Annotated in this window: 23 protein-coding genes; 15 read left to right on the plus strand and 8 right to left on the minus strand. The window is 64.5% G+C overall.

Annotation, left to right across the window (positions count from 1 at the left end; translation table 11 throughout):
- Positions 1-24 precede the first annotated feature (24 nt).
- From QZ471_RS23850 to QZ471_RS18320, 5 genes are all read left to right on the plus strand, one after another.
- Positions 25-420 carry a GNAT family N-acetyltransferase gene (locus QZ471_RS23850; RefSeq protein ID WP_363287482.1) on the plus strand — a complete coding sequence of 132 codons (396 nt, stop codon included), beginning with the start codon at positions 25-27 and terminating at the stop codon, positions 418-420.
- Between the two features lie 289 nt (positions 421-709).
- A complete protein-coding gene (locus tag QZ471_RS18305) occupies positions 710-1420 on the plus strand; it encodes a GntR family transcriptional regulator (RefSeq protein ID WP_295466424.1) in 711 nt (236 codons plus the stop codon).
- Positions 1420-2454: an ADP-ribosylglycohydrolase family protein gene (locus QZ471_RS18310; RefSeq protein WP_295466426.1), complete on the plus strand. Its 1035-nt coding sequence runs from the start codon at positions 1420-1422 to the stop codon at positions 2452-2454. The genes QZ471_RS18305 and QZ471_RS18310 overlap by 1 nt, the downstream gene beginning before the upstream one ends.
- A 68-nt stretch (positions 2455-2522) precedes the next feature.
- Positions 2523-3989, plus strand: coding sequence for a cytosine permease (locus tag QZ471_RS18315; RefSeq protein WP_295466428.1), 1467 nt, complete (start codon positions 2523-2525; stop codon positions 3987-3989).
- A complete protein-coding gene (locus tag QZ471_RS18320) occupies positions 3979-4908 on the plus strand; it encodes a PfkB family carbohydrate kinase (protein WP_295466430.1) in 930 nt (309 codons plus the stop codon). Before QZ471_RS18315 ends, QZ471_RS18320 begins: the two co-directional genes overlap by 11 nt.
- Positions 4909-5454: 546 nt before the next feature.
- Here QZ471_RS18320 and QZ471_RS18325 read toward each other — a convergent pair.
- The 3 genes from QZ471_RS18325 to QZ471_RS18335 all read right to left on the minus strand — a co-directional run bounded on the left by QZ471_RS18325 (position 5455) and on the right by QZ471_RS18335 (position 8956).
- Complete coding sequence (locus QZ471_RS18325) at positions 5455-6096, minus strand: hypothetical protein (RefSeq protein WP_295466432.1); 642 nt, start codon at positions 6094-6096, stop codon at positions 5455-5457.
- 261 nt (positions 6097-6357) lie between these two features.
- A complete protein-coding gene (gene cls, locus QZ471_RS18330) occupies positions 6358-7797 on the minus strand; it encodes a cardiolipin synthase (RefSeq protein WP_059230255.1) in 1440 nt (479 codons plus the stop codon).
- A 28-nt stretch (positions 7798-7825) separates the two neighbouring features.
- Positions 7826-8956: a class I SAM-dependent methyltransferase gene (locus QZ471_RS18335; RefSeq protein ID WP_295466434.1), complete on the minus strand. Its 1131-nt coding sequence runs from the start codon at positions 8954-8956 to the stop codon at positions 7826-7828.
- A 71-nt stretch (positions 8957-9027) separates the two neighbouring features.
- Here QZ471_RS18335 and QZ471_RS18340 point away from each other — a divergent pair, with 71 nt between their 5' ends.
- Together QZ471_RS18340 and QZ471_RS18345 are read left to right on the plus strand one after the other, a co-directional pair.
- A complete protein-coding gene (locus QZ471_RS18340) occupies positions 9028-9804 on the plus strand; it encodes a ferredoxin--NADP reductase (protein WP_295466436.1) in 777 nt (258 codons plus the stop codon).
- A gap of 232 nt (positions 9805-10036) precedes the next feature.
- Complete coding sequence (locus tag QZ471_RS18345; protein WP_295466438.1) at positions 10037-11593, plus strand: TerC family protein; 1557 nt, start codon at positions 10037-10039, stop codon at positions 11591-11593.
- Between the two features lie 19 nt (positions 11594-11612).
- On the opposite strand, the gene mscL is transcribed toward QZ471_RS18345, so the two are convergent.
- Entirely contained in the window at positions 11613-12062 is a 450-nt protein-coding gene (gene mscL / locus QZ471_RS18350; RefSeq protein ID WP_007162692.1) for a large-conductance mechanosensitive channel protein MscL, read from the minus strand.
- Positions 12063-12287: 225 nt separating this feature from the next.
- Between mscL and QZ471_RS18355 the strand changes: the two genes are divergently transcribed.
- From QZ471_RS18355 to QZ471_RS18375, 5 genes are all read left to right on the plus strand, one after another.
- Positions 12288-12527, plus strand: coding sequence for a DUF465 domain-containing protein (locus QZ471_RS18355; protein WP_059230250.1), 240 nt, complete (start codon positions 12288-12290; stop codon positions 12525-12527).
- A gap of 96 nt (positions 12528-12623) precedes the next feature.
- Entirely contained in the window at positions 12624-12833 is a 210-nt protein-coding gene (locus QZ471_RS18360; RefSeq protein WP_295466442.1) for a hypothetical protein, read from the plus strand.
- 144 nt (positions 12834-12977) lie between these two features.
- Positions 12978-13250, plus strand: a complete 273-nt coding sequence (locus QZ471_RS18365; RefSeq protein WP_295466444.1) for a hypothetical protein — start codon at positions 12978-12980, stop codon at positions 13248-13250.
- A 115-nt stretch (positions 13251-13365) separates the two neighbouring features.
- Positions 13366-14727 (plus strand): DNA repair protein RadA, encoded by a 1362-nt coding sequence (gene radA / locus QZ471_RS18370; RefSeq protein ID WP_286736979.1) that lies wholly within the window; start codon positions 13366-13368, stop codon positions 14725-14727.
- Between the two features lie 86 nt (positions 14728-14813).
- Complete coding sequence (locus tag QZ471_RS18375) at positions 14814-15524, plus strand: copper resistance protein B (RefSeq protein ID WP_295466447.1); 711 nt, start codon at positions 14814-14816, stop codon at positions 15522-15524.
- Between the two features lie 331 nt (positions 15525-15855).
- On the opposite strand, the gene QZ471_RS18380 is transcribed toward QZ471_RS18375, so the two are convergent.
- The 3 genes from QZ471_RS18380 to QZ471_RS18390 all read right to left on the minus strand — a co-directional run bounded on the left by QZ471_RS18380 (position 15856) and on the right by QZ471_RS18390 (position 18376).
- Positions 15856-16221, minus strand: coding sequence for a PilZ domain-containing protein (locus tag QZ471_RS18380; protein WP_295466449.1), 366 nt, complete (start codon positions 16219-16221; stop codon positions 15856-15858).
- A 146-nt stretch (positions 16222-16367) separates the two neighbouring features.
- Positions 16368-17006, minus strand: coding sequence for a response regulator transcription factor (locus QZ471_RS18385; protein ID WP_295466451.1), 639 nt, complete (start codon positions 17004-17006; stop codon positions 16368-16370).
- Positions 17003-18376 carry a cache domain-containing protein gene (locus QZ471_RS18390; protein WP_295466453.1) on the minus strand — a complete coding sequence of 458 codons (1374 nt, stop codon included), beginning with the start codon at positions 18374-18376 and terminating at the stop codon, positions 17003-17005. Before QZ471_RS18390 ends, QZ471_RS18385 begins: the two co-directional genes overlap by 4 nt.
- A gap of 321 nt (positions 18377-18697) precedes the next feature.
- Between QZ471_RS18390 and QZ471_RS18395 the strand changes: the two genes are divergently transcribed.
- Genes QZ471_RS18395 through yjiA form a run of 3 tightly spaced genes read left to right on the plus strand, consistent with a single transcriptional unit; the run spans position 18698 to position 22021 of the window.
- Positions 18698-20755 carry a carbon starvation CstA family protein gene (locus QZ471_RS18395; protein WP_295466455.1) on the plus strand — a complete coding sequence of 686 codons (2058 nt, stop codon included), beginning with the start codon at positions 18698-18700 and terminating at the stop codon, positions 20753-20755.
- Positions 20756-20767: 12 nt separating this feature from the next.
- Positions 20768-20971, plus strand: a complete 204-nt coding sequence (locus QZ471_RS18400) for a YbdD/YjiX family protein (protein WP_007162682.1) — start codon at positions 20768-20770, stop codon at positions 20969-20971.
- A gap of 57 nt (positions 20972-21028) precedes the next feature.
- Positions 21029-22021 carry a GTPase gene (gene yjiA, locus QZ471_RS18405; protein ID WP_295466458.1) on the plus strand — a complete coding sequence of 331 codons (993 nt, stop codon included), beginning with the start codon at positions 21029-21031 and terminating at the stop codon, positions 22019-22021.
- A gap of 22 nt (positions 22022-22043) precedes the next feature.
- Here yjiA and QZ471_RS18410 read toward each other — a convergent pair whose 3' ends face one another.
- Complete coding sequence (locus QZ471_RS18410) at positions 22044-23600, minus strand: glycosyl hydrolase family 28 protein (RefSeq protein WP_295466460.1); 1557 nt, start codon at positions 23598-23600, stop codon at positions 22044-22046.
- Between the last annotated feature and the right edge of the window lie 60 nt (positions 23601-23660).

Here is a 23660-nt window from a genome sequence, read left to right on the forward strand (position 1 = left end):
CTCGGTGCTTTGGCTCAGCGCAGCATGGCCCATTGGGGATACCCTGAGATTTGGATGAAGGCATGGCAGGCAGCGCTGACTTTCCGCCCTGAGCAAATGACCTTCCACTACGCAGTGCTGGTCGCAGCGGATGGCCAACTACTGGGCTTTTATGGGCTTGAGAGCGGCGAGGATGGCTGGCGGTTGGAGCATTGCTGGGTCGACCCACAGTCGACGGGAAGCAGTTACGGACGGCGCCTGGTGGGGCATGCTCTGGCTTTGGAGCGTGGACTGGGCGTGAATACGCTAGCGGTGGAATCGGACCCATCGGCACGGAGCTTCTACGAGCTGCTCGGTGCACAACATGTGCGCGACGTACCGCGTCCAGTATGTGGCGAGCCCCGGCATCTACCAATACTTGAGTGGGAGTTCAGTGACTAGGCCTGATTGGAGAGTAACGTGCAGATCGATTGGCTGCTGGCAGTCTACTCGCCGTTTGCTGCACCTTTACAAGTCAGCCATGGATCGTTAACCGGCCTGCGCCAAGGACTGCTATGGGTCGATACGAAACTAACCCCCCCTCAAAGGAGGTCTTTCTTGGCCCCCTTCGCCTTGCGGGCCTCAATTACGCTAGTGATGCACATCTCCTTCCATTGACTTAGCGATCGCTTTTCCAAGAAAAATCAATTTTCTTTTGCCAAAGCTTTCTTGATACGGTAGTAAATTGTACATGTCTGAACAGGTTCGATTTGACAAGAAATTCCGTGTGGTCCAGGCCCTCGCAGAACGTATCCAGCGCGGTGAGCTGGGCTCTGGCGAGCGGCTGCCTGGCGAGCATGAGTTGGCCGCCGAATTCGACGTTAGCCGCGGCACTCTGCGCGAAGCCCTGTCGGAGCTTAAGCGGCGCAATTACATCGCGACCCAGACCGGGGTTGGCTCCATCGTCACCTACGATGGTGTGCCCCTCGACCAAAAAGGCGGCTGGGCCCGCGCGCTGGCTGCCGGGGCCGTGCAGATGAGCACCGAATTGCTAGACATCAGCCGCGTGCAACGAAAGGAGCTTGCGCTGATAGCCGGTACCGATCAGTTCGTGCTGGTGGAGCGCCGTCGCCGTGCCGCCGATGGCAGTGTGGTGTCGCTGGAACGCTCGCTGATTCCAGCCGTGGACGGTCTTGAGCAGTTGCCGTTGAGCGGTCTGAAAGACGGCTCGCTAACCGCCTCTTTGGCCGCCCACGGCTATGAGGGCCGGTACGGCAAGCAATGGATAGGCGCCGAGCCTCTCGGCTCCGGTGCCGCCGAACGCCTGCAGCGCCCACTGGCCACGATGTTTCTCAAGGTAGTGCGTGAAACCTTCGACACCCGGGGCCGCTTTATGGAACAGGTGGAAAGCCTGCTGGACCCCGCACACTTTCAAATGCATTTGAATTTCGGAAGCCCATAATGATTAGTCTCGAACAGACACGAGCTCGTGCCCTCGGCGCTTTCTACGGCCTGGCCTTGGGTGACGCGCTGGGCATGCCGACCCAGTCCCTGTCCCGCGAGCAGATTCGCGACCGTTACGGCCGCATCACCGACCTGCAGGCGGCCGACGGCGACCAGCCGATTGCGCCTAACATGCCGGCCGGGGCCATTACCGATGACACCGAGCAAGCCATTCTCGTCGCCCGACGCCTGATCGCCGGCCATGGCCACATCGAGCCCGCGGCCTTGGCCCAGGACCTAATCGACTGGGAAGCGGAGATGCGCGCCAAAGGCTCCCAGGACCTGCTAGGGCCTTCGACGAAGCGCGCCATAGAAATGATCCTGAATGGCGCCAGCCCCGAGCAAGCCGGGCGATTTGGCACCACCAACGGCGCGGCCATGCGCATCGCGCCGATTGGCATCGCCACCGCTATAGACGATCCCGAGTACTTCATGGGCCAGGTGGTGCAAGCCTGCCAGGTAACGCACAACACCGGCCTGGGCATAGCCAGCGCCGCCGCCGTAGCCGCCGTAGTCTCGGCCGGTGTACGGGGCGCTGATTTGCAGGCCGCCCTAGAACTGGGCATCAAAGCCGCCCGCTGGGGCCACAGCCGCGGTCACTGGGTGGCGGGCGGTAACATCGCGGCCCGCATTCTTTGGTCGCGGGCGGTGTGCGCCAGTTGCAACGCCGACAGCCTGCCGGACGTGATCTACGACGTCATCGGTACCTCGGTAGCCTCCCAGGAATCCGTGGTTGCCGCCTTCGCCTTGGCCCAGGCAGTGGCCGAGGGCCAGCTCGAGGCCTGTCCGGCGCTAGGCGTGGCCGCCAGCCTAGGCGGCGACACCGACACCATCGCCGCAATGCTCGGCGCGATGCTCGGCGCCACCCATGGGCTGGAAGTGTGGCCGCTGGAGGCCATCGCCCAGATCAAGGCCGTCAACGGGCTTGATCTCGAACCCCTAACCGAACAACTGCTGACCCTACGCAGCTCAGGTGCCGCCGCACGACCCTGATAGGTATTCGCTACCCAATCGCTGTTTATACCTGCCCCAACCACAACAAGTAATCGCAGGAGTCATCCATGAGTACCTCTAACAACGCGGGACAACTGGAAACACGCGGCATAGAACCGGTGCCGGAGCAGGAGTGCGGCGGCCATCCCCTCCAGCTGTTTTGGGTGTGGTTCGCCGCAAACATCAGTATCCTAGGTTTACCGCTGGGGGCGACGCTGGTTGCCTTTCAGGGCTTGTCGATCGGTCAGGCATTCATCGTCGCGGTATTGGGTGCCGGCGGTTCATTCGCGGTGGTGGGTCTGCTGTCCATCGCTGGTCGTCGGGGCCGCGCGCCGAGCCTGACGTTGTCGCGGGCGATCTTCGGGGTGCGTGGCAATATCGGCCCTACCCTGGTGTCGCTAGGCTCGCGACTGGGCTGGGAAACGGTCAACACCACCACTGCGGCCTTCGTGCTGCTGTCATTGGTCTCGATCATACAAGGCACGCCGGTGGAGGCTAAGTCGGCGCCGATGCTGACCCTGCTGTTCATCGCCGTGTTCGTACTGTTGACCCTGTGCGTCTCGGGCTTGGGTCACGCCACCTTGCTGGTAATCCAGAAGTGGGCGACCTGGGTGTTTGGAGCTCTGAACCTGATCGTGGGCGGTTTCCTGGCGCTGCATATCGATTGGACTGCCGTATGGGCCGCAACCCCTGCGCCGCTGTCGGCCGTGCTGATTGGTGTCGGGACCATGGCTGCGGGCACCGGTATCGGCTGGGCCAACGCCGGCGCTGACATGTCGCGCTATCAGCATAAAAGCGTAAAGGCCGGTGCCCTGGTAGCTTCCGCGGCCTTTGGCGCGGGCATTCCGTTGGTGCTGCTGATCACCCTCGGCGGCCTGATTTCGGTAGGTGACAACCACTTGGCCTCAGCTGCCGATCCGATCGTAGCAATCCGCGAACTGCTGCCGGCCTGGATGGCGGTGCCGTACCTGATCACCGCCTTTGGTGGCTTGCTGCTGTCCAACAACCTGTCGGTGTATTCGGCGGGCCTCACTACTTTGACCCTTGGCCTACGAGTGAAGCGCGTGCACGCTGTCGTGGTCGACGTGGTCGTCATCTTTGCTGGCTCAATCTATTTCATGCTTTTTGCCGACAGCTTCTACGGCCCCTTCATCACCTTCATCTCCCTGCTGGCAGTGCCGATCACCGCCTGGGTGGGCATCTTCCTGGTCGACCTGCTGCATCGCCATCGTTACGTGCCGGCAGATCTGATGAATGTCGGCCCCACCAGTGCCTACTGGTACCAAGGCGGCGTGGAATGGCGCGCGCTGGGTGCCTGGGCAGCGGCCATCTTGCTCGGCTTCAGCTTCACCACGGTCAAGACCACCGCCACCAACGTGCTGTTTCACGGCTGGTTGGCGGACTCCTGGTTCGGCCAAAACGGCCTGGGCTGGATTGTCACCTTCGTGATCGCCGGGGGCCTCTATGCCCTGCTGGGCGGCTGCCGTGACCGCCAGCCTGCTACCCTGATGCAAGAGAACCTCCATGCCCGCTAGATTGCTCTATACCGGCCAGGTGGTCATCGACTTGGTGATGGCGGTGGACGCCTTGCCCACCGCCGGCCAGGACGTGCTCGCCAGCTGCGCGCGCTTTGAAACCGGCGGCGGTTTCAATGTGATGGCTGCCGCCGCGCGCAATGGGCTGGCGACTTGGTACCTGGGGCGCCACGGCAGTGGCCGCTTTGGCGAGCTGGCTCGCCAGGCCATGGTCGAGGAAGGGATCACGGTCCTCCTGCCGATCACCACGGGCGCGGACACGGGCCTGTCGGTTGCGCTGACGGATGCCAGCGCAGAGCGCTCTTTCATCTCCCATGTTGGCGCTGAGGGCGGGTTAGCCGCCGCCGACCTCTCGGAGGTGGTACTCACGGCTGAAGACTGGATCATGGTCAGCGGCTACAGCCTGTTGCACCCAGGCAAGGCCGAGGGTCTGCTGGACTGGTTGGCGCAGCATGCTAGCAGTTGCTCGCTGATGTTCGATCCTGGGCCCTTGGTGACTGAACCGGACGCGCCGTCGATGGCGCGCCTATTACCGTGGGTAAGCTTGTGGAGCAGTAACCGCGATGAAGCCTTGCGCTTCACCAGCGCAGACAATACGGAAGATGCCCTGCAAAGACTGGTTGAGCGGTTACCGGCCAATGCCTTGGTGGTTGTCCGCGACGGTCCCGCAGGCTGCTGGCTGGCGCAAGGCGATTGGCGCCAGAGGGTCGAGGGCTTCGCGGTAAAGGCCATCGACAGCAACGGCGCGGGTGATGCCCATGCTGGTGTGCTGCTGGCGTGCTTGGCGCGTGGTTTGAGCAAGGTGCAGGCCGCTCGCTTGGCGAACGCGGCCGCGGCAATCGCCGTCACTCGGCGGGGGCCGGCGACTTGCCCGGCAAGGGCGGAGTTAGAGGCGTTCATGAAAGAGAGAGAGGCATAACAAAAGCGCTTCAGCACGCCCAGCAGTAGCAGCTTTTCGTGTGCGGGCGGCTAATCTCCGGCGCTGGACAGACAGCGAAATAGCCAGCTTGGCGTCATGATGCGATCTTCTACCGGATAGCAATGTGATTCATCGCAGTCTTTCGGCCATGCGCAGGCTTAGCTTAGGCAGGATGTCCGGCAGCCATGGCAGCGCTGCGGCCATCGGCGAGCGCTGAACATCCCGTTCTTGCCGTTGGGCACCACGAACTAACCATACTGTACAGCTCCGGCTATGAGCTGGATGGACGGCTGCAGGTGAAGTGGCACCGCCGCCAGCACTTCATGAACAGCGTCCGCCTGAAGAGAGTACCGTCGCGCCCAGGGATAAGCCTCGCTGCACAGGATCGCCTGCCGATAGTGGTCTGGGGGGGAGGTAGCCCGTTCCGGGGCGAGGGATTCTATGGATTTCATCTTGGCTGCATGCAGTTGATGCAATCAGCGTATGGAGAATCGATAGAACGCAAAGTTGTCAGCTTTCGGCCAGAGCCGGACAGGTAGAAAAAAGCTAGCAGTGAAGCAGTTCACCTGTCATGTAATCAAACCTATAGACAGACTTGTTGAAGTCAATGGCCTCAATATAGCCTGGCATTAAACGAAATTCCTCAGAAAATATGTCTGCCCCATAGACTTGCCAGATTATGCTGCCATCTGGGGATAGGCGAGTAATCGCCAGCTCGCCGTGTGAATACAGGGCACCTCGCTCATTTTGCAGGTGGATACCAAAACATGTTGCGCTATCGGCCTGAATTGACCAGAGCTTCCGAAAGGGAGGCTCCAGCGAAAAACAGGCGACATGGTCGCCGACGGCCAAGTAAAGCTTATCGCCGAGCGCTAGTGCCGAATTCTTATGGACGGAAGTGCATCCTCCACCAGCACCAACTGCCAGAATGCCGTCTCCGTTTAATCTCACACCATGGATTGACGTGATCCGCTCACTTGAAAGGATGATATCGAGAGTATAGGGCCGAGCATTGTCAGCAGAGTTAAAAGAGTAAGTCGGCTCGTTAACAATTGCTACCAGTCCATATGAAGTGGGTATTTCCATTTGATTGCTAATTTTTAGCCTATTCACGAACATATTATGCATCAGGCTCTGATCCGAGAAGACGTTGTGTGGCGCCATCTGGCTCTGATCGGTTTCTGCCATGGCTGACCGGCCGCTATGGGTCGATAACAGCCCTTCGAGCCTTTCCCTCGTCATTAAAGGCTATCTCTAAACTATTTACCGAAAATTCCGCAGACAGTCGCAGCCAGTACTAGCAGAACCTAGGACCATTGCATTAATCGCCACCAGCAATCGCGCCTATTTCGAAAATCTGGAGCCGCCGATTGGGGCCTTCGCTGGCGAGGAGTCGCCTTTGTTTCGAAACCCGGCAGCTTTCGCTGCTTGTGGCCTTGTAACGGATGCTCAGAGTACTGGCGAGAACACCCGCGCGACCCGCATGGCCACCCGCCGCCAGCGGCGCAAGGCGGCGTTGTCCTCGGGAGTGAGTTCGCGGGAACGGCTGAAATCCTGCTCCAGCATCTTGCGCACCTCCCAGGCGAACTGCACGTCCATGACCATGACCATCACCTCGAAGTTGAGGCGGAAGGAGCGGTTGTCCAGGTTGGCACTGCCCACCGCGGCCACGTCCTCGTCGATCAGCACCACCTTCTGGTGCAGGAAGCCCGGGCCGTAGCGGAATACCCGGATGCCGGCGTGCACCGCCTCGAAGGCATAGAGGTAGGAGGCGGCATAGACCACCTTGTGGTCCGGTCGCGAGGGCAAGAGGATGCGCACGTCCACCCCGCGCAGGGCAGCCAGGCGCAGGGCCGCCGAGACCGCTTCATCGGGGATGAAGTAGGGCGAGGTGATCCAGATGCGATGGCGCGCCGAGTGGATGGCCTCGACGAAGAACAGCGAGCAGGTCTCCTGGTCGTCCGCCGGACCGCTGGGCACCACCTGGCAGAGCACCCCGCCGTCCTCGTAGCGCTCCGGCAGCAGCAGGGTGGGCAGCTTTCTGGTCACCCAGTACCAGTCTTGGGCAAAGGTCTCCTGCAGGGTGGCCAGCGCCGGCCCGCGCAACTCGATATGGGTGTCGCGCCAGGGCGCCAGGGGCGGTTTGAGGCCCATGTATTCGTCGCCGACGTTGAGCCCGCCGGTGAAGCCCACCTCGCCATCGACGATCACGATCTTGCGGTGGTTGCGGAAATTGACCTGGAACCTGTTGATCAGTCCGCGTCGATTGCTGAAGCCCTTCACCTCGCAACCGGCCTCGCGCAACTTCTCCACATAGGCGCGCGGCAGGGCATGGCTGCCGATGGCGTCGTACAGCAGAAAGACCTTGACCCCGGCGCGGGCGCGGTCGAGCAGGGTGTTCTGCAGGGCCAGGCCCAGGGCGTCGTCGTGGATGATGAAGAACTGCACCAGCACCACCTGCTGCGCACCGCGAATGGCACCGAGGATGGCGGCGAAGGTCTCCTCGCCATTGACCAGCAGCCGCACCTGGTTGTTGGCCACACAGGGGGTGCCGGTGAGGGCGGTCATGGCCTTGAGCTTGCGGTTGGCCGCGCTGCACTGCTGGGCGGCCATGGCCTCGGCGATCCAGGGTCGCCAGTCCAGCTCGGCGGCCTGGCGCGCCATCTCCTCGTCCGCCTGGCGCCGCGCCTTCACGTAGCTGTCGAAGCGGCGCCGACCGAACACCAGGTAGGGAATCAGGCTGAGGAAGGGCATGAACACCAGCGCCATGGCCCAGGCCATGGCGCCCTGGGCAGTGCGCACCGTGACGATGGCGTGTACCGCCGCGCTGATGCCGATCAGTTCGAGGACCAGGGCGATGTAGTGGAGATCGAGGGGCAGGGATGGCACGCGGGCGGCTCTCTTCTCCAGGGTGATGTCAGAGGGGTTGGACCGCCTTGAGTATCACGAATTTCGGCGTGGCCGCGATCTGTTCGACGCGCTTGAACAGCCGCTTGAGCTTGACGTGATACCCCAGATGGCGATTGCCCACCAGCCAGAGTTCGCCTTGGGCATCCAGCGCCGCGCGGGCCTGCTGGAACATGCGCCAGGCGAGGAAATCGCCCACCACCTGCTGCTGGTGGAAGGGCGGATTGCACAGGATCAGGTCCAGCGAGCGCGGCGGTTGGTCGGCCAGGCCGTCGGCGGCCTGGATCGTCACCGGGCGCTCGCCGCAGGCCGTGGCCCAGTTCTCCCGCGCCGACTGCACCGCCATGTAGGACTCGTCCACCAGGGTGAACCGGGCCTCCGGATTGGCCAGGGCACAGGCCAGCGCCAGCACCCCGTTGCCGCAACCCAGGTCGGCCACCCAGGCAGTGCCCAGACCTTGGGGCAGATGTGGCAGGAAGGCACGGGTACCGATGTCCAGGCCCTCGCGGCAGAAGACATTCGCGTGGTTGACCAGCGTCAAGGGCGGCGCGTCCAGCCGATAGCGACTGGGGTAGGGCGAGGCCACCGCGGGCCGCGCCTCGGGAGTGGCGAAGAGCAGCCGCGCCTTCTTCACCGCCAGCGAAGCCTGCACCGGGCCGATATGGCGCTCCAGCAGATCGCCGGCAGCGCGGGGCAGGTGCTTGAGCATGCCGGCGGCGATCACCCGGGCGCCGGGTGCCAGCTGGCCATGCAGGCGAATCAGCTGCTCTTCCAGCAATGCCAGGGTCTTGGGCACCCGCACCAGCACCAGGTCGAAAGGACCGTTGATCGCTTCACTGGCCGGCACGAAGGTCACGGCATCGGCGGCGAGGCCGTTGCGCACCAGGTTGGCCGTCAGCGCCAGGGCCGCCAGGTGCGAGTCGCCGCTGGAGGTCACCCGCGCATGAGCGGCAAGACTGGCGGCCAGGGCGCCGAAGCCGTCGTTGAGCACCAGCACCCGGGCGGCCGGGTCCAGGCCGTCCTCGGCGACCTGCTGCAGCAGGTATTCGTCGGCGGCGTCGAAGGCCTGCAGGGGATCGTCGCGGCGTGGTGGCTGACGGTCGAGTTCGAGGGTGGCGAAGGGCGAGACGAGAGAAGGCATGGTTTCTGTCGGTGTTTATCGGCGGCCCAGTGCGGGACAATGGCGCCAAGCAATCGGGAAAAGAGGCCAGTATGACCGCCACCGAAGACAAGTTCACCCGCGAGACGATCACCGCCGTCTGGCCCTGGAGCGACAACCTCTTCAGCCTGAGGACCACCCGTGACCCGCGCTTTCGCTTCCGCGCCGGCCAGTTCGCCCGCCTGGGCGTGCGCAAGGCCGATGGCGACGTGGTCTGGCGTGCCTACTCCATGGTCTCGGCCCCCCATGACGACTTCCTCGAATTCTTCTCCATCGTGGTCCCCGGCGGCGCCTTCACCAGCGAATTGAGTCGCTTGCGTGAGGGCGACGAACTGTTGGTGGAAAAGCAGCCCTACGGCTATCTCACCCTGGAGCGCTTCGGCGGCGGTCGCGACCTCTGGCTGCTGGCCACCGGCACCGGCCTCGCGCCCTTCCTGTCGATGCTGCAGGAGCCCGATACCTGGGAGCGCTTCGAGCGCATTGTGCTGGTCTACAGCGTGCGCGAAGCCCGCGACCTGGCCTACCAGGAGGTCATCCGCGGTTACGGCCAGGTGGAGCACCTCGAAGGCCTCACCGACCGCCTGGTCTATGTCCCTGTGGTGACTCGCGAAGACCATCCCGGCGCCCTGCGTGGCCGCATCACCAGCCTGATCGAGAACGGCGAGCTGGAACGTGCTGCCGGCGTCGAACTCGCGCCCGAGCACTCGCGCATCCTCATCTGCGGCAACCCCGAGATGGTCGACGACACCCGCCAACTGCTCAAGACCCGCGATTTGCAACTGGCCCTGAGTCGCCGGCCCGGTCAGGTGGCGGTGGAAAATTACTGGTAACGCGAGTCGACACCGGCGTCTTTACGTTTTCTTCACAATTGGAAAAGGTTGGGCCTTTAGCTTTGGCCCTGCCTTGCTCTAGGATCGGAATTTCCAAGGTTACTTTCCGAGTCCCGATGAGCAGTGACAGATCCGAGCCGCCCCCGGCCTCCTGGCCAGGTGCGGCTGACACCCCCTCCCGTCTTTCTTCCTCCGTGGCCGTTCGGCCCTCTAGCGCGGAGGCCTACCGCTAATGGAATGGATCGCCGATCCCACCGCCTGGTTGGGCCTGCTGACCCTGATCGTCCTGGAAATCGTCCTGGGCATCGACAACCTGGTCTTCATCGCCATCCTCGCCGACAAGCTGCCGCCCGCGCAGCGTGACAAGGCGCGGGTCATCGGCCTGTCGCTGGCGCTGATCATGCGCCTGGGCCTGCTGGCCAGCATTTCCTGGATGGTCACCCTCACCGAGCCGCTGTTCGAGGTGTTCGGCAAGGCCTTCTCCGGCCGTGACCTCATCATGCTGTTCGGCGGTATCTTCCTGCTGTTCAAGGCCACCACCGAGCTGCACGAACGCATCGAGGGCCACACCCACAAGACCGGTGGCAGCCGTACCTACGCCGCCTTCTGGCCGGTGGTGGCGCAGATCGTGGTGCTCGACGCCGTGTTCTCGCTGGACGCCGTCATCACCGCCGTGGGCATGGTCGAGCACCTGAGCGTGATGATGATCGCCGTGATCATCTCCATCGGCCTGATGCTGGTGGCGAGCAAGCCGCTGACCGCCTTCGTCAACGCCCACCCCACGGTGATCATGCTGTGCCTGGGCTTCCTGATGATGATCGGCCTGAGCCTGACCGCCGAAGGCCTGGGTTTCCACATTCCCAAGGGCTACCTATACGCCGCCATCGGCTTCTCGATCCTCATCGAGCTGGCCAACCAGGTGGTGCGCTGGAAGCGCAAGCGGCAGATGCACGAACGCCTCGGCATGCGCGAGCGCACCTCCCAGGCCGTGCTGCGACTGCTGGGCGGTCGCCTGCGCGAAGACGAAGTGGACGAGGACATCGCCGACCTAATGGACGGCGAGAAGGGCGAAGGCCCGGTGTTCGATCGCCGTGAGCGCCTGATGATCAGTGGCGTGCTACAGCTGGGCGAGCGCCCGGTACGGGCAGTGATGACCGCCCGTGCCGACGTCGACATCCTCGATGCCGACGCCCCGCCGGAGCGCCTGCGCGAGCAATTGCTGGCCTCGGCTCACTCGCGCCTGCCGCTGGTGGTCAACGGCAACATCGACGAACCCCTGGGCTACGTGCACAAGAAGGAGCTGTTCGCCGACATCCTCCAGGGCCAGTCGCCCGACCTGCGTGCCCGGGTGCGCACCCCCATCCACCTGCCGGCCCAGGCCACGGTGCTGGGCGCCCTGGAACAGCTGCGCGCCGCCTCGACCCACGTGGCCTTCGTGGTCAACGAATTCGGTGGCTTCGAAGGTTTGCTGACGCTGACCGACATCCTCGAGGCAATCGCCGGCGAATTGCCGGATGCCAGTGAGGAAAGCCTGCCGGAGCTGGAAAAGGTGGAGAACGGCTATCGCGCCAGTGGTGGCCTGAACCTGCACCCCCTGGCCCAGCGCACCGGCTTCCAGATCCCGGAAAACGAGGATTACCAGACCCTGGGCGGGCTGGTGGTGGACCTCTTGGGACGTCTGCCGACGGTGGGTGACCGCCTGGAGTACCAGGGCTGGCAACTGACGGTCGAGTCGGTCAAGGATCGGCGGATCGGCTGGATCCGCCTGGAGCGACCCGCCTCCGAGTGAGGCGGGCTCAGCTAAGCAATTACAGCGGGTTGATCGGCGGTTCCTGTTTGACCACGGGAACCTCGGTCGCCTTGCTGTTTTGCTCCTTGAGGAGGTCGCGGATCTCGGTCAGCAGCACCTGATCCTTGGTCGGACCGGACGGCGCGGCATCCTGGTGCAGACGCAGGCGGTTGAGCACCTTGATCGCCATGAAGATGGCGAAGGCGATGATCACGAAGTCGAAGATGGTCTGCAGGAACTTGCCGTAGGACATCACCACCGCCGGCTGGTCGCCCACGGCGGCCCTCAGGGTGATCGCCAACTGCGAGAAATCCACGCCCCCCAGCAACAGGCCCAGCGGCGGCGTGATGATGTCGGCGACGAAGGACGACACGATCTTGCCAAAGGCGGCGCCCAGGATGATGCCGACCGCCAGGTCGACCACGTTGCCCCTCATGGCGAATTTCTTGAACTCGGCGATGATGCTCATGCTGCACTCCTTTGGATGGTTTCGAAGAGACGATAGACGATTGTGCTCGCTTCGCTCGAGTTTGGAACCTTGCTAACGGTCTTGAGGTTCCCCGGCAACGGCAAATCACCGGCAAATCGGCAGCTGGTCGTGGCTGTCGCACTTTGTCGAAGGGCTTGGGTCCACCCTTGTACGACGAGGGCAACGGCCCTTGCGACCTCAACCTTTCGAGCCCAGGAGCCCTAGATGGTTGCCAAACACGACCTGCACAAAGACTTTCCCGAATACGCCGAACAGCTGGACAGCCGGCCGCAAACCGATGCCGCCTTCGCCAAGCTGCTGGACGACTACGCGAAACTCGACCAGCAGATCCTCGATCTGGAAGAAGTGGAAGAATCCAGTGGTGACGAGGAACTGGGTCGTCTGCGCCGCGAGCGCGTCCTGCTCAAGGACAAGATCGCGCAGCAACTGAAATACCCTTCCTAGAACGCCCGGTCCCGGCTGTCACCTTTGGCCGCGCTTATCGCGATTGGCAAGGCCAGCGGGCATCGCCATCATGGCCGCTCTCGAGGAGAGCAGCAGATGATCGATGAAGCGGCGATGTACCGGCAGTGGCAGTTGTGGATCACCGAGGCGGCCGTAGAGGCGCAACGCCGACGGGTGCAGCAGGAGTTCGCTGAATACAGTCGGCTTCTGGCCAAGCTCCATCAGTTGGAGCAGTCGCAGTGGCAGGAGGCGTTACCCAGTTGGCTAAGGGGTAATGCAGCCTTGGCGTCGACCCTCAAACACTGAATCCAGAGCTCGCCCGAAGCGAGCTTTGGTCATCGGCGATGAACGTCGAGCGGCGCCTTGCGGTCAATGCCTTAACCCCAGGCGAGTTGCGTGGGGTCAGCGAGAATTGCCCGGCCGAACTGGCCCTCCCGACGAGGATGTCCCATGAAGCGTACCGCCCTGATCGCCCTGATGATGTTTGCCGCCGCTCCCGTGTTCGCCAAGGATCTGTGCGCGGTCCAGCTGCAGAAGCTGGACGATGCCAGCAAGATGAAGACCAACATGATCGGCCCGGGTAGTTCCCAGGCTCAGCAGATCGCCAATTTCCGTAAGAACGCCATGGAAGCCCAGAAAGCCGGTGATGAGAAGAAGTGCATCGCCCAGGCCAACCAGGCTCTGACCATGCTGCGTCAGCCGGGCGGAGAGGGCGGCCAATAAGGCCTGTCGCTTCCGCCTCGCCAAGGCGCGCTCCGCGAGGATCGCGCCTTTTTACTGTCCATGCATCCAGTCGTGCTATGCTCGTCGCCTTCCTTTCGCGACAGGAGCTTCCGGCATGGCCAAGGCCAAGCGTCTCTACGGCTGCACCGAGTGTGGCGCCACCTTTCCCAAGTGGGCAGGCCAGTGCGGCGAGTGCGGTGCCTGGAACACCCTGGTGGAAACCGTCGTCGAAACCTCCGCCGTACCCTCCGGTCGCGCTGGCTGGGCGGGTCAACAGGCGACCATCAAGACCCTGGCCGAGGTCAGCGTCGAGGAAACCCCGCGCTTCACTACCGACTCCACCGAACTTGACCGGGTCCTGGGTGGCGGTCTGGTGGATGGCTCCGTGGTGCTGATCGGCGGCGATCCCGGCATCGGCAAGTCCACCATCCTGTTGCAGACCCTCTGTCACCTGGCTGCGCGCATGCCGGCGCTCTATGTCACCGGCGAGGAATCCCAGCAGCAGGTGGCCATGCGCGCCCGCCGCCTGGGCCTGCCGGAAGACAAGCTCAAGGTCATGACCGAGACCTGCATCGAGTCCATCGTCGCCACTGCCCGCCAGGAAAAGCCGCGGGTCATGGTGATCGACTCCATCCAGACCATCTTCACCGAGCAACTGCAGTCCGCTCCGGGCGGCGTGGCCCAGGTGCGCGAGAGCGCGGCGCTGCTGGTGCGCTTCGCCAAGCAGACCGGCACCGCCATCTTCCTGGTCGGCCACGTCACCAAGGAAGGTGCCCTGGCCGGCCCGCGGGTGCTGGAGCACATGGTCGACACCGTGCTCTATTTCGAGGGCGAATCCGACGGCCGCCTGCGCATGCTGAGAGCGGTGAAGAATCGCTTCGGCGCGGTCAACGAACTGGGCGTGTTCGGCATGACCGACAAGGGCCTCAAGGAAGTCTCCAATCCCTCGGCGATCTTTCTTAACCGCGCCCAGGAAGCGGTGGCCGGCAGTGTGGTCATGGCCACCTGGGAAGGCTCGCGGCCCATGCTGGTGGAGGTGCAGGCGTTGGTGGACACCAGTCACCTGGCCAATCCGCGCCGGGTCACCGTGGGCCTGGACCAAAATCGCCTGGCCATGCTGCTGGCGGTGCTGCACCGTCACGGCAGCATTCCCACCTACGACCAGGACGTCTTCATCAACGTGGTCGGCGGGGTCAAGGTGCTCGAAACAGCGGTCGACCTGGCGCTGATGTCCGCAGTCATCTCCAGCCTTAGGGACCGTGCTCTGCCGCACGACCTGCTGGTGTTCGGCGAGATCGGCCTGTCCGGCGAGATCCGCCCGGTGCCCAGTGGTCAGGAGCGGCTGAAGGAAGCCGCCAAGCATGGCTTCAAACGGGCCATCGTACCCAAGGGCAATGCGCCGAAGGACCCGCCGCCCGGTTTGCAGGTGGTCGCGGTGACCCGGCTGGAGCAGGCCCTGGATGCGCTGTTCGAATAGTCAAAGCGGCTATTCGTAATATTTTTTAAAACTATGGGTGGGGCAGGGCGGTCTATCAGGCGCTTCCATGATCCTGGATAACTGCCATGTCTCGTCTGTTCCCGCTGTCCTTGCTCTTCGCCGGCCTTGCCGCCAGCACCCTCGTCCAGGCCGCCGATCCCAGTGCCCGCGCGCCGGCCAGTCTGGAAGTGGATCAATTGGAATGGCAGCGAGCCGACGAGGGCAGCATCTTCAATTGGGACCTGGAAGGCTGGGCCTTCGGCGGCGGCGCCAATCGCCTGGATTTCCGCAGCCAGGGCGAGCGTAGCAACGGCCACACCGAGCAGGCCGAGGTCCAGGCGCTCTGGGGGCATGAACTGGCCAAGGGCTGGGGCAGCGTGGCCGGCATCCGCCAGCATTTCAAACCCGGCTCGCCGCAGACCTGGGCCGCCCTGGGTATCCAGGAGCACGACCCCGAGGATCTCGACGTCGAGATCACCGCCTTCTTCGGCGAGAACAACCAGACGGCGCTGCGCCTGGAAGCCGAATACGACTGGTCCCTGACCCAGCGCCTGATCCTGCAGCCGCATACCGAGCTCAACTTCTACGGCCGCAACGATGAAGCCCGTGGGCAGGGCGCGGGCTTTGCTGAAAGCGAGGCGGGATTGCGGCTGAGATACCAGGTAACGCCGGAAGTCGCGCCCTATGTCGGCGTCTCCTGGAACGCCACCCACGGCAACACCGCCGCCATGGCCCGCGAAGAGGGCGAAGACACCCACCACGCCCGGCTGGTGGTGGGTCTGCATCTGGAGTTTTGAGGGGCGAGAGCGTCGATAGCCCCAGCCGGAGGCCTGGCGCCCTAGTGGACAAGGCTACGTCGTACTGTCCAGGCCCCACCGTTAGCCGGAGCTATGCGCCAATCTTTGCGCTCGCCATGTCCAGGGCGGCCTTTACGGCTACCGGCGCATCGCGGCCATGCCGTGTGCCCTAGCGACCGCTCCTAAGGGGCATCACACCACTGTAGGAGCAACTGTCTTTATCACAGCTTATCGCGGCCATGGGCCGCTCCTACAGGATAGGTCGGACTCTGTAGGAGCGGTCGCTACGGCGCACCGGCATGGCCGCGATAAAAAGGCAGTATCTAATGACCTAGGGCGCGCCCAGCGCGGCCAGTTCGCGCTCCAGCAGCGTCTCGTCGCCCAGGTTCAGCTCCACTAGGCGGCGCAGGTGGCTGATGGAGTCCAGGTCGATCTGCCGGCAGGCGAAGGCCAGTTGGCCTGCGGTTTCCCGCACCAGCTCCACGTCCATGCTCACCTGGGTCTCGTCGTTGAGCGCGATACTTAGCTGATAGGCGGCGCTCGCCTGCGCTTCCCAGCCGGTGGGGCGGCTCAGCAGCACGCCCTTGAGCGAGATGTCGTCCACGGGCGCTGCCCACTGGCGCTCACCCTGGTGCAACTGCGCGGGGGCATCGAAGGTGAAGCGGGTAAAGCGGCGACGCTCGTTGGTGTCGTTCATGGAAAGGCTTCCTGAGGTTTCCTGATCACTGTAGACGACCGCGGTCGTCCCGTATCGACTGCGCCTGGAAGGGTAGCCGGCTGCGGCCGGCGGAGCCAGAACGAGAGGGCTCATTGGTCGCCTGGATGCGAGCAGCGGCCTTATCGTCAGACGTTGGACGTGCCCTCGGGCCGCCAGCCGTACTCGCGCGCATGCCGGACCAGGTCGGCCGGCTTCTGGATGTCGAGCTTGCGGCGGATGCTCAGGCGATGGGTCTCCACGGTACGCACGCTGAGGTGCAGTCGCTGGGCCATGGCCTTGTTGTTGAGGCCCTGGGCCATCAGCAGCAGGACCTGGCGTTCGCGCGGGGTGAGCTCCCCCTCGCTGGGGCCGCCTTCGCCCAGGCGCGCGGCGATGGCGCGGCTGTAGAAGCGTCCACCCACCGCCAGGGCCTCGACCGCGGCGATGATCTCCTCGGACGGGGCATCCTTGAGCACGTAGCCGGCTGCGCCGACGCGCAGCGAGGTGCTCACGTACTCGCGATTGTCGTACATGCTCAGGATCAGTACCCGGGCGCGCGGTGCGCGCTCGGTGATCAGGGCGGTCAGCTCCAGGCCGTTGATGTCCTTGAGGCCGATATCCACCAGCAGGATGTCCGGATCGAGCTGTTCCAGCAGTTCGAGCGCCTCTTCGCCACTGCTCGCCTCGCCGACCACGGCGAAGCGCTCGATGGTGCCCAGCAAGGCCCGCACCCCGGCACGGACCAGGGCGTGGTCGTCGACCAGGACGATGCGGATCGGCGTCATGTCGGGTTCTCTTCGTCGGCGGGGAGGTCGGAGCGTAGCAGAACCACGTCCAGGGTCGTGCCGCCGGGCCCGGACTGGATGGCGCAGCGGCCGCCGAACAGCTCTACCCGCTCGCGAATGTTGCGCAGGCCGATGCCGCCGCTCTGGTGTTCCACCTGCTGGGTGTCGAAGCCACGACCATCGTCGTGCACGGTCAGGCAGAGCCAGCGGCCACGGCGTTGCAGGTCGATGACCACGTGACTGGCGTCGGCATGGCGTTCGATGTTGGTCAGCGCCTCCTGGACGATGCGGAACAGAGCGACGTCCAGGTCGCCGCCGGACGGGGTGCCCTCCAGGGTCTGGCGATAGTCCACCGCCAGGCCGCTGCGCTGGCGAAATTCCTCCACCAGTTGGCCAAGGGCGGCGGGCAGGCCGAGGGTATCCAGCAGGGAAGGGTGCAGGTCATGGGAGATGCGGCGGATCTCACCGATGGCCGCGGCCAGGCGCTGGGTGCCCTCGCGCAACGAGTCGCTGGCGCTGGCCTTGCCGGCGCCCAGTTCGCGGCTGGCCAGTTCGAACTGGAACTTGATGGACACCAGCAACTGGCTGATGCCGTCGTGCAGTTCCCGCGACAGCCGCGAGCGCTCCTCTTCCTGGGAGGTGATGAGTCTCTGGGTCAGCTGCTTGAGCTTGCGGTCGGCCAGGCGGTGTTCGCTGACGTTGAGCGTCAGGCCGCCGGCGAACACCAGCAGCACCGCCACCAGGGCCACCCCGGCGCTGGCCAGCAGGGTGGTGCGGATGCCGGCGGCCACGTCGTGGCGCACCTGGGCCAGGGCGGCGTCGACGTCATCGAGGTAGAGCCCGGTGCCGAGCACCCAGCCCCACCGCTGTAGCTGGGTGACGTAGGCCAGCTTTTCCGCCATCTGCCCGCTGGAGGGCTTCTGCCAGCCATAGCGTTGGAAGCCGTCGCCTTCGCGGGCGCTCCTGAGCAGCGCCTGGATCACCAGCAGGCCGGTACCATCGGTGAGCTGCCAGAGATCCTGGCCGACCAGCTCCGGCTGGCGCGGATGCATGAGGTTGCGGCCGTGCTGGTCATAGACGAAGAAGTAACCGTCGCTGCCGAAATTCAGGCTGGCCAGTAGCGCCAGGACCCTGGCCTTGGTGTCCTCGTCGTCGCGGCCGCTGCCGTACAGCGGCTGGATGGCGCTGACGCCCATCTCCACGTAGTTGCGCAGCTCAGCCTTCTTGCTGCTGAGGATACTGTGCTCCAGCAGGCGTGCCTGTTGCTCGCCGAGGCGCTGGCTCTGCTCCAGCACCACCAGGCAGACCGCGGCCACTGCCAGCAGCAAGGGGAGGATGCCGAGGGCGACCATCTTGTATTTGAGCTGCATCGGGACCCGTCCAGGTTCTGTACGAAAAGTCGCCGAGCGAAGGTCAGGCGAGGCGAAAAAGATTGAGGAAGCGGATCGGACTCGCGAACGAGTTTACGAGTGGTAAATGAGCAGTCCGAAGTCTTTTTCAACGAAGCATCACCGAGCGCAGGCACTTTTCGTACAGAACTAGGGTGTCTACGTAGAACTACGTAGTAGTCCTTGGGTAGTTCTGCGAATTTCGCTGTCGCGCCGCGCCGCCGATAGTAATATGGCTCCGCTGTGGGCTCTCAACAATAACAAGTATCGCCGCGGCCATAGATGCGCGGCAGGAGAACAAGCATGACCCGAATGGCCAGCCATCTAGCCTGGTTCGCCGTTGCCGTACTGGGCGCCTTCGCGCTGGGTACCGTGGCGCTGAGTCGAGGCGAAGCGATCAACGCCCTCTGGATCGTGGTCGCCGCCGTGGCGATCTACCTCGTTGCCTACCGCTACTACAGCCTGTTCATCGCCACCAAGGTGATGGGGCTCGACTCCAAAAGAGCCACGCCCGCCGTCCTCAACAACGACGGCCTGGACTACGTCCCCACCAACAAGCACATTCTCTTCGGCCACCACTTCGCCGCCATCGCTGGTGCCGGTCCGCTGGTCGGTCCCGTGCTCGCCGCCCAGATGGGCTATCTGCCCGGCACCCTCTGGTTGATCGCCGGGGTGGTCTTCGCCGGGGCGGTGCAGGACTTCGTGGTGCTGTTCCTCTCCACTCGCCGCAATGGCCGCTCCCTGGGCGACATGGTGCGCGAGGAGATGGGTCGCATCCCCGGCACCATCGCGCTGTTCGGCTGCTTCCTGATCATGATCATCATCCTCGCGGTGCTGGCGCTGATCGTGGTCAAGGCCCTGGCCGAGAGTCCCTGGGGCATGTTCACGGTGATCGCCACCCTGCCGATCGCCATGTTCATGGGCGTCTACATGAGATACATCCGCCCCGGTCGCATCGGCGAGATCTCGCTGATCGGTGTGGTGCTGCTGCTGGCCTCCATCTGGGTGGGTGGCCTGGTCGCCGCCGATCCGGTCTGGGGTCCGGCCTTCACCTTCACCGGCGTGCAGATCACCTGGATGCTGATCGGCTACGGCTTCGTCGCCGCCGTGCTGCCGGTCTGGCTGGTGCTGGCCCCGCGTGACTACCTCTCCACCTTCCTCAAGATCGGCACCATCATCGCCCTGGCCATCGGCATCCTGGTGACCATGCCGATGCTGAAGATGCCGGCCCTGACTCAGTTCGTCGACGGCACCGGTCCGGTGTGGAAGGGCACCCTGTTCCCCTTCCTGTTCATCACCATCGCCTGCGGCGCGGTGTCCGGCTTCCATGCCCTGATCAGCTCGGGCACCACGCCCAAGCTGATCGCCAAGGAAACCCATGCCCGCTACATCGGCTACGGTGCCATGCTGATGGAGTCCTTCGTCGCCATCATGGCCATGGTCGCCGCCTCGGTGATCGAGCCGGGCGTCTACTTCGCCATGAACAGCCCGGCCGCCGTGGTCGGTGCCGACGTGGTATCGGTCGCGGCCAAGATCAGCACCTGGGGCTTCGTGGTGACGCCCGAGATGCTGCAGGCCACCGCCACCGAGATCGGTGAGCACACCATCCTGGCCCGCGCCGGCGGTGCGCCGACCCTGGCGGTGGGCATCGCCCAGATCATGCACAACGTGCTGCCGGGCGAGAACACCATGGCCTTCTGGTACCACTTCGCCATCCTGTTCGAGGCGCTGTTCATCCTCACCGCGGTGGACGCCGGCACCCGCGCCGGACGCTTCATGCTGCAGGACCTGCTGGGCAGCTTCGTACCGGCGCTGAAGAAGACCGACTCCTGGACCGCCAACGTCATCGGCACCGCCGGTTGCGTCGCCCTTTGGGGCTGGCTGCTGTACCAGGGCGTGGTCGATCCGCTGGGCGGCATCAACACCCTCTGGCCGTTGTTCGGCATCTCCAACCAGATGCTCGCCGGTATCGCCCTGATGCTGGGCTCGGTGGTGCTGATCAAGATGAAGCGCCAGCGCTATGTCTGGGTGACCCTGGTGCCGGCGGTGTGGCTGCTGATCTGCACCACCACCGCCAGCCTGATCAAGCTGTTCGATTCCAATCCGGCGGTCGGTTTCCTGGCCCTGGCCAAGAAGTACAGCACCGCCATGGCCCAGGGCCAGGTGATCGCCCCGGCCAAGAGCATGGAGCAGATGCAGCACATCGTCTTCAACGCCTACACCAACGCCACCCTCTCGGTGCTGTTCCTGGTGGTGGTGATGAGCATCCTGTTCTTTTCCATCAAGGTCGGTCGCGCCGCCCTGGCCAAGCCCGAGCGCAGCGACCGCGAGACCCCGTTCCAGCCGGCCACGGGCGTTTAAAGGAGAATCCTCATGTTCAACGACCTGGGTCGCATGGGTAAGTACCTGGGGCAGGCCGCCAAGATGTTGGTGGGCATGCCCGACTACGACACCTATGTCGAGCACATGCGCGGCAAGCATCCGGACCAGCCGGTGATGAGCTACGAAGCCTTCTTCCGCGAGCGCCAGGAGGCGCGTTACGGTGGTGGCAAGTCGGGCGCCATACGCTGCTGCTGACCCAGGATCGTTTCCAGGCCGGGCTCCAAGCCCGGCCTCTTTCTGTCTGGAGTTTCCATGCACGAACCCATTCCCGTCACCGTCCTGACCGGCTTTCTCGGCGCCGGCAAGACCACCCTGCTCAAGCACATCCTGCAGGCCGAGCATGGCCTCAAGATCGCCGTGATCGAAAACGAATTCAGCGCCCTGGACGTCGATGGCGAATTGCTGGAAGACGCTGGCGCCGTACAACTGATGAAGGTCGCCAACGGTTGCGTCTGCTGCACCGGCAGCAAGGACCTGGCCTACGCCCTGACCGTGCTGTTGGAGCGGCTGGACAGCGGCGAACTGGACTTCGAACGCCTGGTGGTGGAATGCACCGGCCTTGCCGATCCCGGTCCGGTAGCCCAGACCTTCTTCACCGACGACCTGCTGCGCGAGCGCTATCTGCTCGACGGGGTGCTGACCCTGGTGGATGCCGTCCACGCCAGCGAGCAACTAAGCGATCCGCTGCTGCAGGCGCAGATCGGTTTCGCTGATCGCCTCTTGCTGACCAAGCTCGACCTGGCCGAGCCGGCCGCCGTCGAGGCACTGGAGAATCGCCTGCAGCGCATCAATCGCCGCGCGCCCATCCGCCATGTCGACCATGGCCGTATCGAGCTGGCCGAATTGCTGGACATCCGCGGCTTCAACCTGCACGACGAAGACCTGGCGCCGCCGGCGCTGTTCCGTCCGCTGCGGCCGGTATCGGAAGCCGTCAGCCTCACCGAGCGCATCCAGTCCATCGCCATCCGCGAGGCGCGTCCGTACGACCAGGACAAGATCGGCAAGGTGATGGAGATGCTCCTCGACACCCTCGGCTGCGACCTGCTGCGCTACAAGGGCCTGCTCAACATCGCCGGCGAGGATCGGCGCCTGCTGTTCCAGGGCGTGCAGCAGATCTATGCCGCCGACTGGGAGCGCGACTGGGCGCCGGAGGAGGAACGCGAAAGCCGCGTTGTGCTGATCGGCATGGACCTGCCGGAAGAGCGCATCCGCGCCGCCTTCGAGCGAGCGGTGGCGCGCGCCTGAACCTGGCGGGGCGCGTCGAGCCCTAAGGCGCGTTTGGCAACGCCCTGCGCAGGGGCACGAAGGCAGTGGCGCAGTCGCGGGTGGTGGTGTCCTTGTCGCCATTGCCGGGGGTGACGATCTCGGCGCCTGCGGCCCTCAACTGATCGGCGAAGCTGACCGGTCCCGGCCCCAGGCGGAGCTGCGCCGCCTGCAGCTGCTGCAGCTGCGGTGGGCGGCCGTCGATCACCACGTCGTCCAGCTGGAGCTGCAGCGGATGCTCTGGATAGCCGGCCAGGATCAGTTGGGCCGGCTCACCGTCAACCCGGCCCAGGTCGTGTAGGCCATGGATGGCGATGTCGCGAAATTCGGGTACCTGGATACCCCTGTCCTTGGCGTAGAAGCCGTCGAACACCAGCGGATGGGCCACGCCCTTCAGGCAGATGCCGCTGTAGCTCACCCGGCGCACCAGGCCGCCCACCGCGGCGTTCGACTTGATGCGCAGCCCGTTGCCGTTAGGTTCGTCACCGCCATCCATGACCAGATCCCGGGCCTGCACATCGCTCACCCCGGCCTGGGTCTCGCTGCCGATCGACAGGCCATGGCCGAAGTAGAACCTGTTGTGCGCGAACACCAGCGCCCGGCTGCCCGGCGCCTTGCCAGCCTTGATGGCGACCTGGTCGTCGCCGGTGCTGATAGCGGAATGGGTGAGGAGTACCTGACTCGATCGCATGGGATCGAAGCCGTCGGTGTTCTGCACCGTACCCGGGGTGAAGCAGGTCGCCGGGGTACGCCGATCCGGCGTACTGCCGGGCGGACAGGCATAGCCGGGGCAGCTGTAGGCGCCACTGGGGGTGAGGATCTTCAGCCCCCAGGCGGTGACCCCCTGGACGCCATCGGTCACGACATGGAAATTCGGCGCGTCCTGCAGGCTGAGGTCATAGAGGGTGAAGTCGCGGCCACCATCCACCTGGAGCAGCCGGGGATTCTGGGCGTGCAGGCCCTGGCTCTTGTGCTGGTAGGCCACGTCCCACCAGCTGCGGCGGCCGCGATTCGGACCGGCGGTGAGCAGGCTGCCGCCGCGGCCTTCGATCACCCCACCGCCATAGAGGCCGCTGCCGCGGGTGTCGGTGGCGGTGATCAGCGCCCGGCAGGAGCGGTGCTCATCCGCCGTGGCGCTACCGCAGGTACCGCCGCCGTTGTCGTAGTCGCGCGGATTGCGCGAGGCGAAGAGCGTCACGCCACGGTCGATCCAGAGGCTGACCCCGCTCTTGAGGGTGAGGGGGCCGCTGAGAAAGGCCGCGCCAGCGGGGCCGGCGACCAGCTTGACGGCCCCGCCAGGCGCGCAGGCATCGAGGGCCTGCTGGATACGCACCTGGTCGGGTTGCGAATCCTGCGGATTCTCGTCCAGCGCGTCCAGTCGGCCGTCCGTGGCGCGCAGGTGCGCCTGCAGCGGGGCGCCGCACAGGACGCTGGGTAGTCGCGGCTCGGCAACGCGGCCCCAGGGGGTGGCGACGCCGTCGTCCGCGGTAGCGCTCAGGACGTGCAGCGCCAAACCCAGGACGAGCGCACGCAGCGGCAAGTGGTTTGCAGGGCAGGGCATGGCAGGACTCGCGACCCGGACGACAGGGAAAGCGAACCTTGGTCGGTACGGCTTAAGGCG

The sequence above is a fragment of the uncultured Pseudomonas sp. genome, from assembly GCF_913774235.1.
Lineage (GTDB): Bacteria > Pseudomonadota > Gammaproteobacteria > Pseudomonadales > Pseudomonadaceae > Chryseomonas.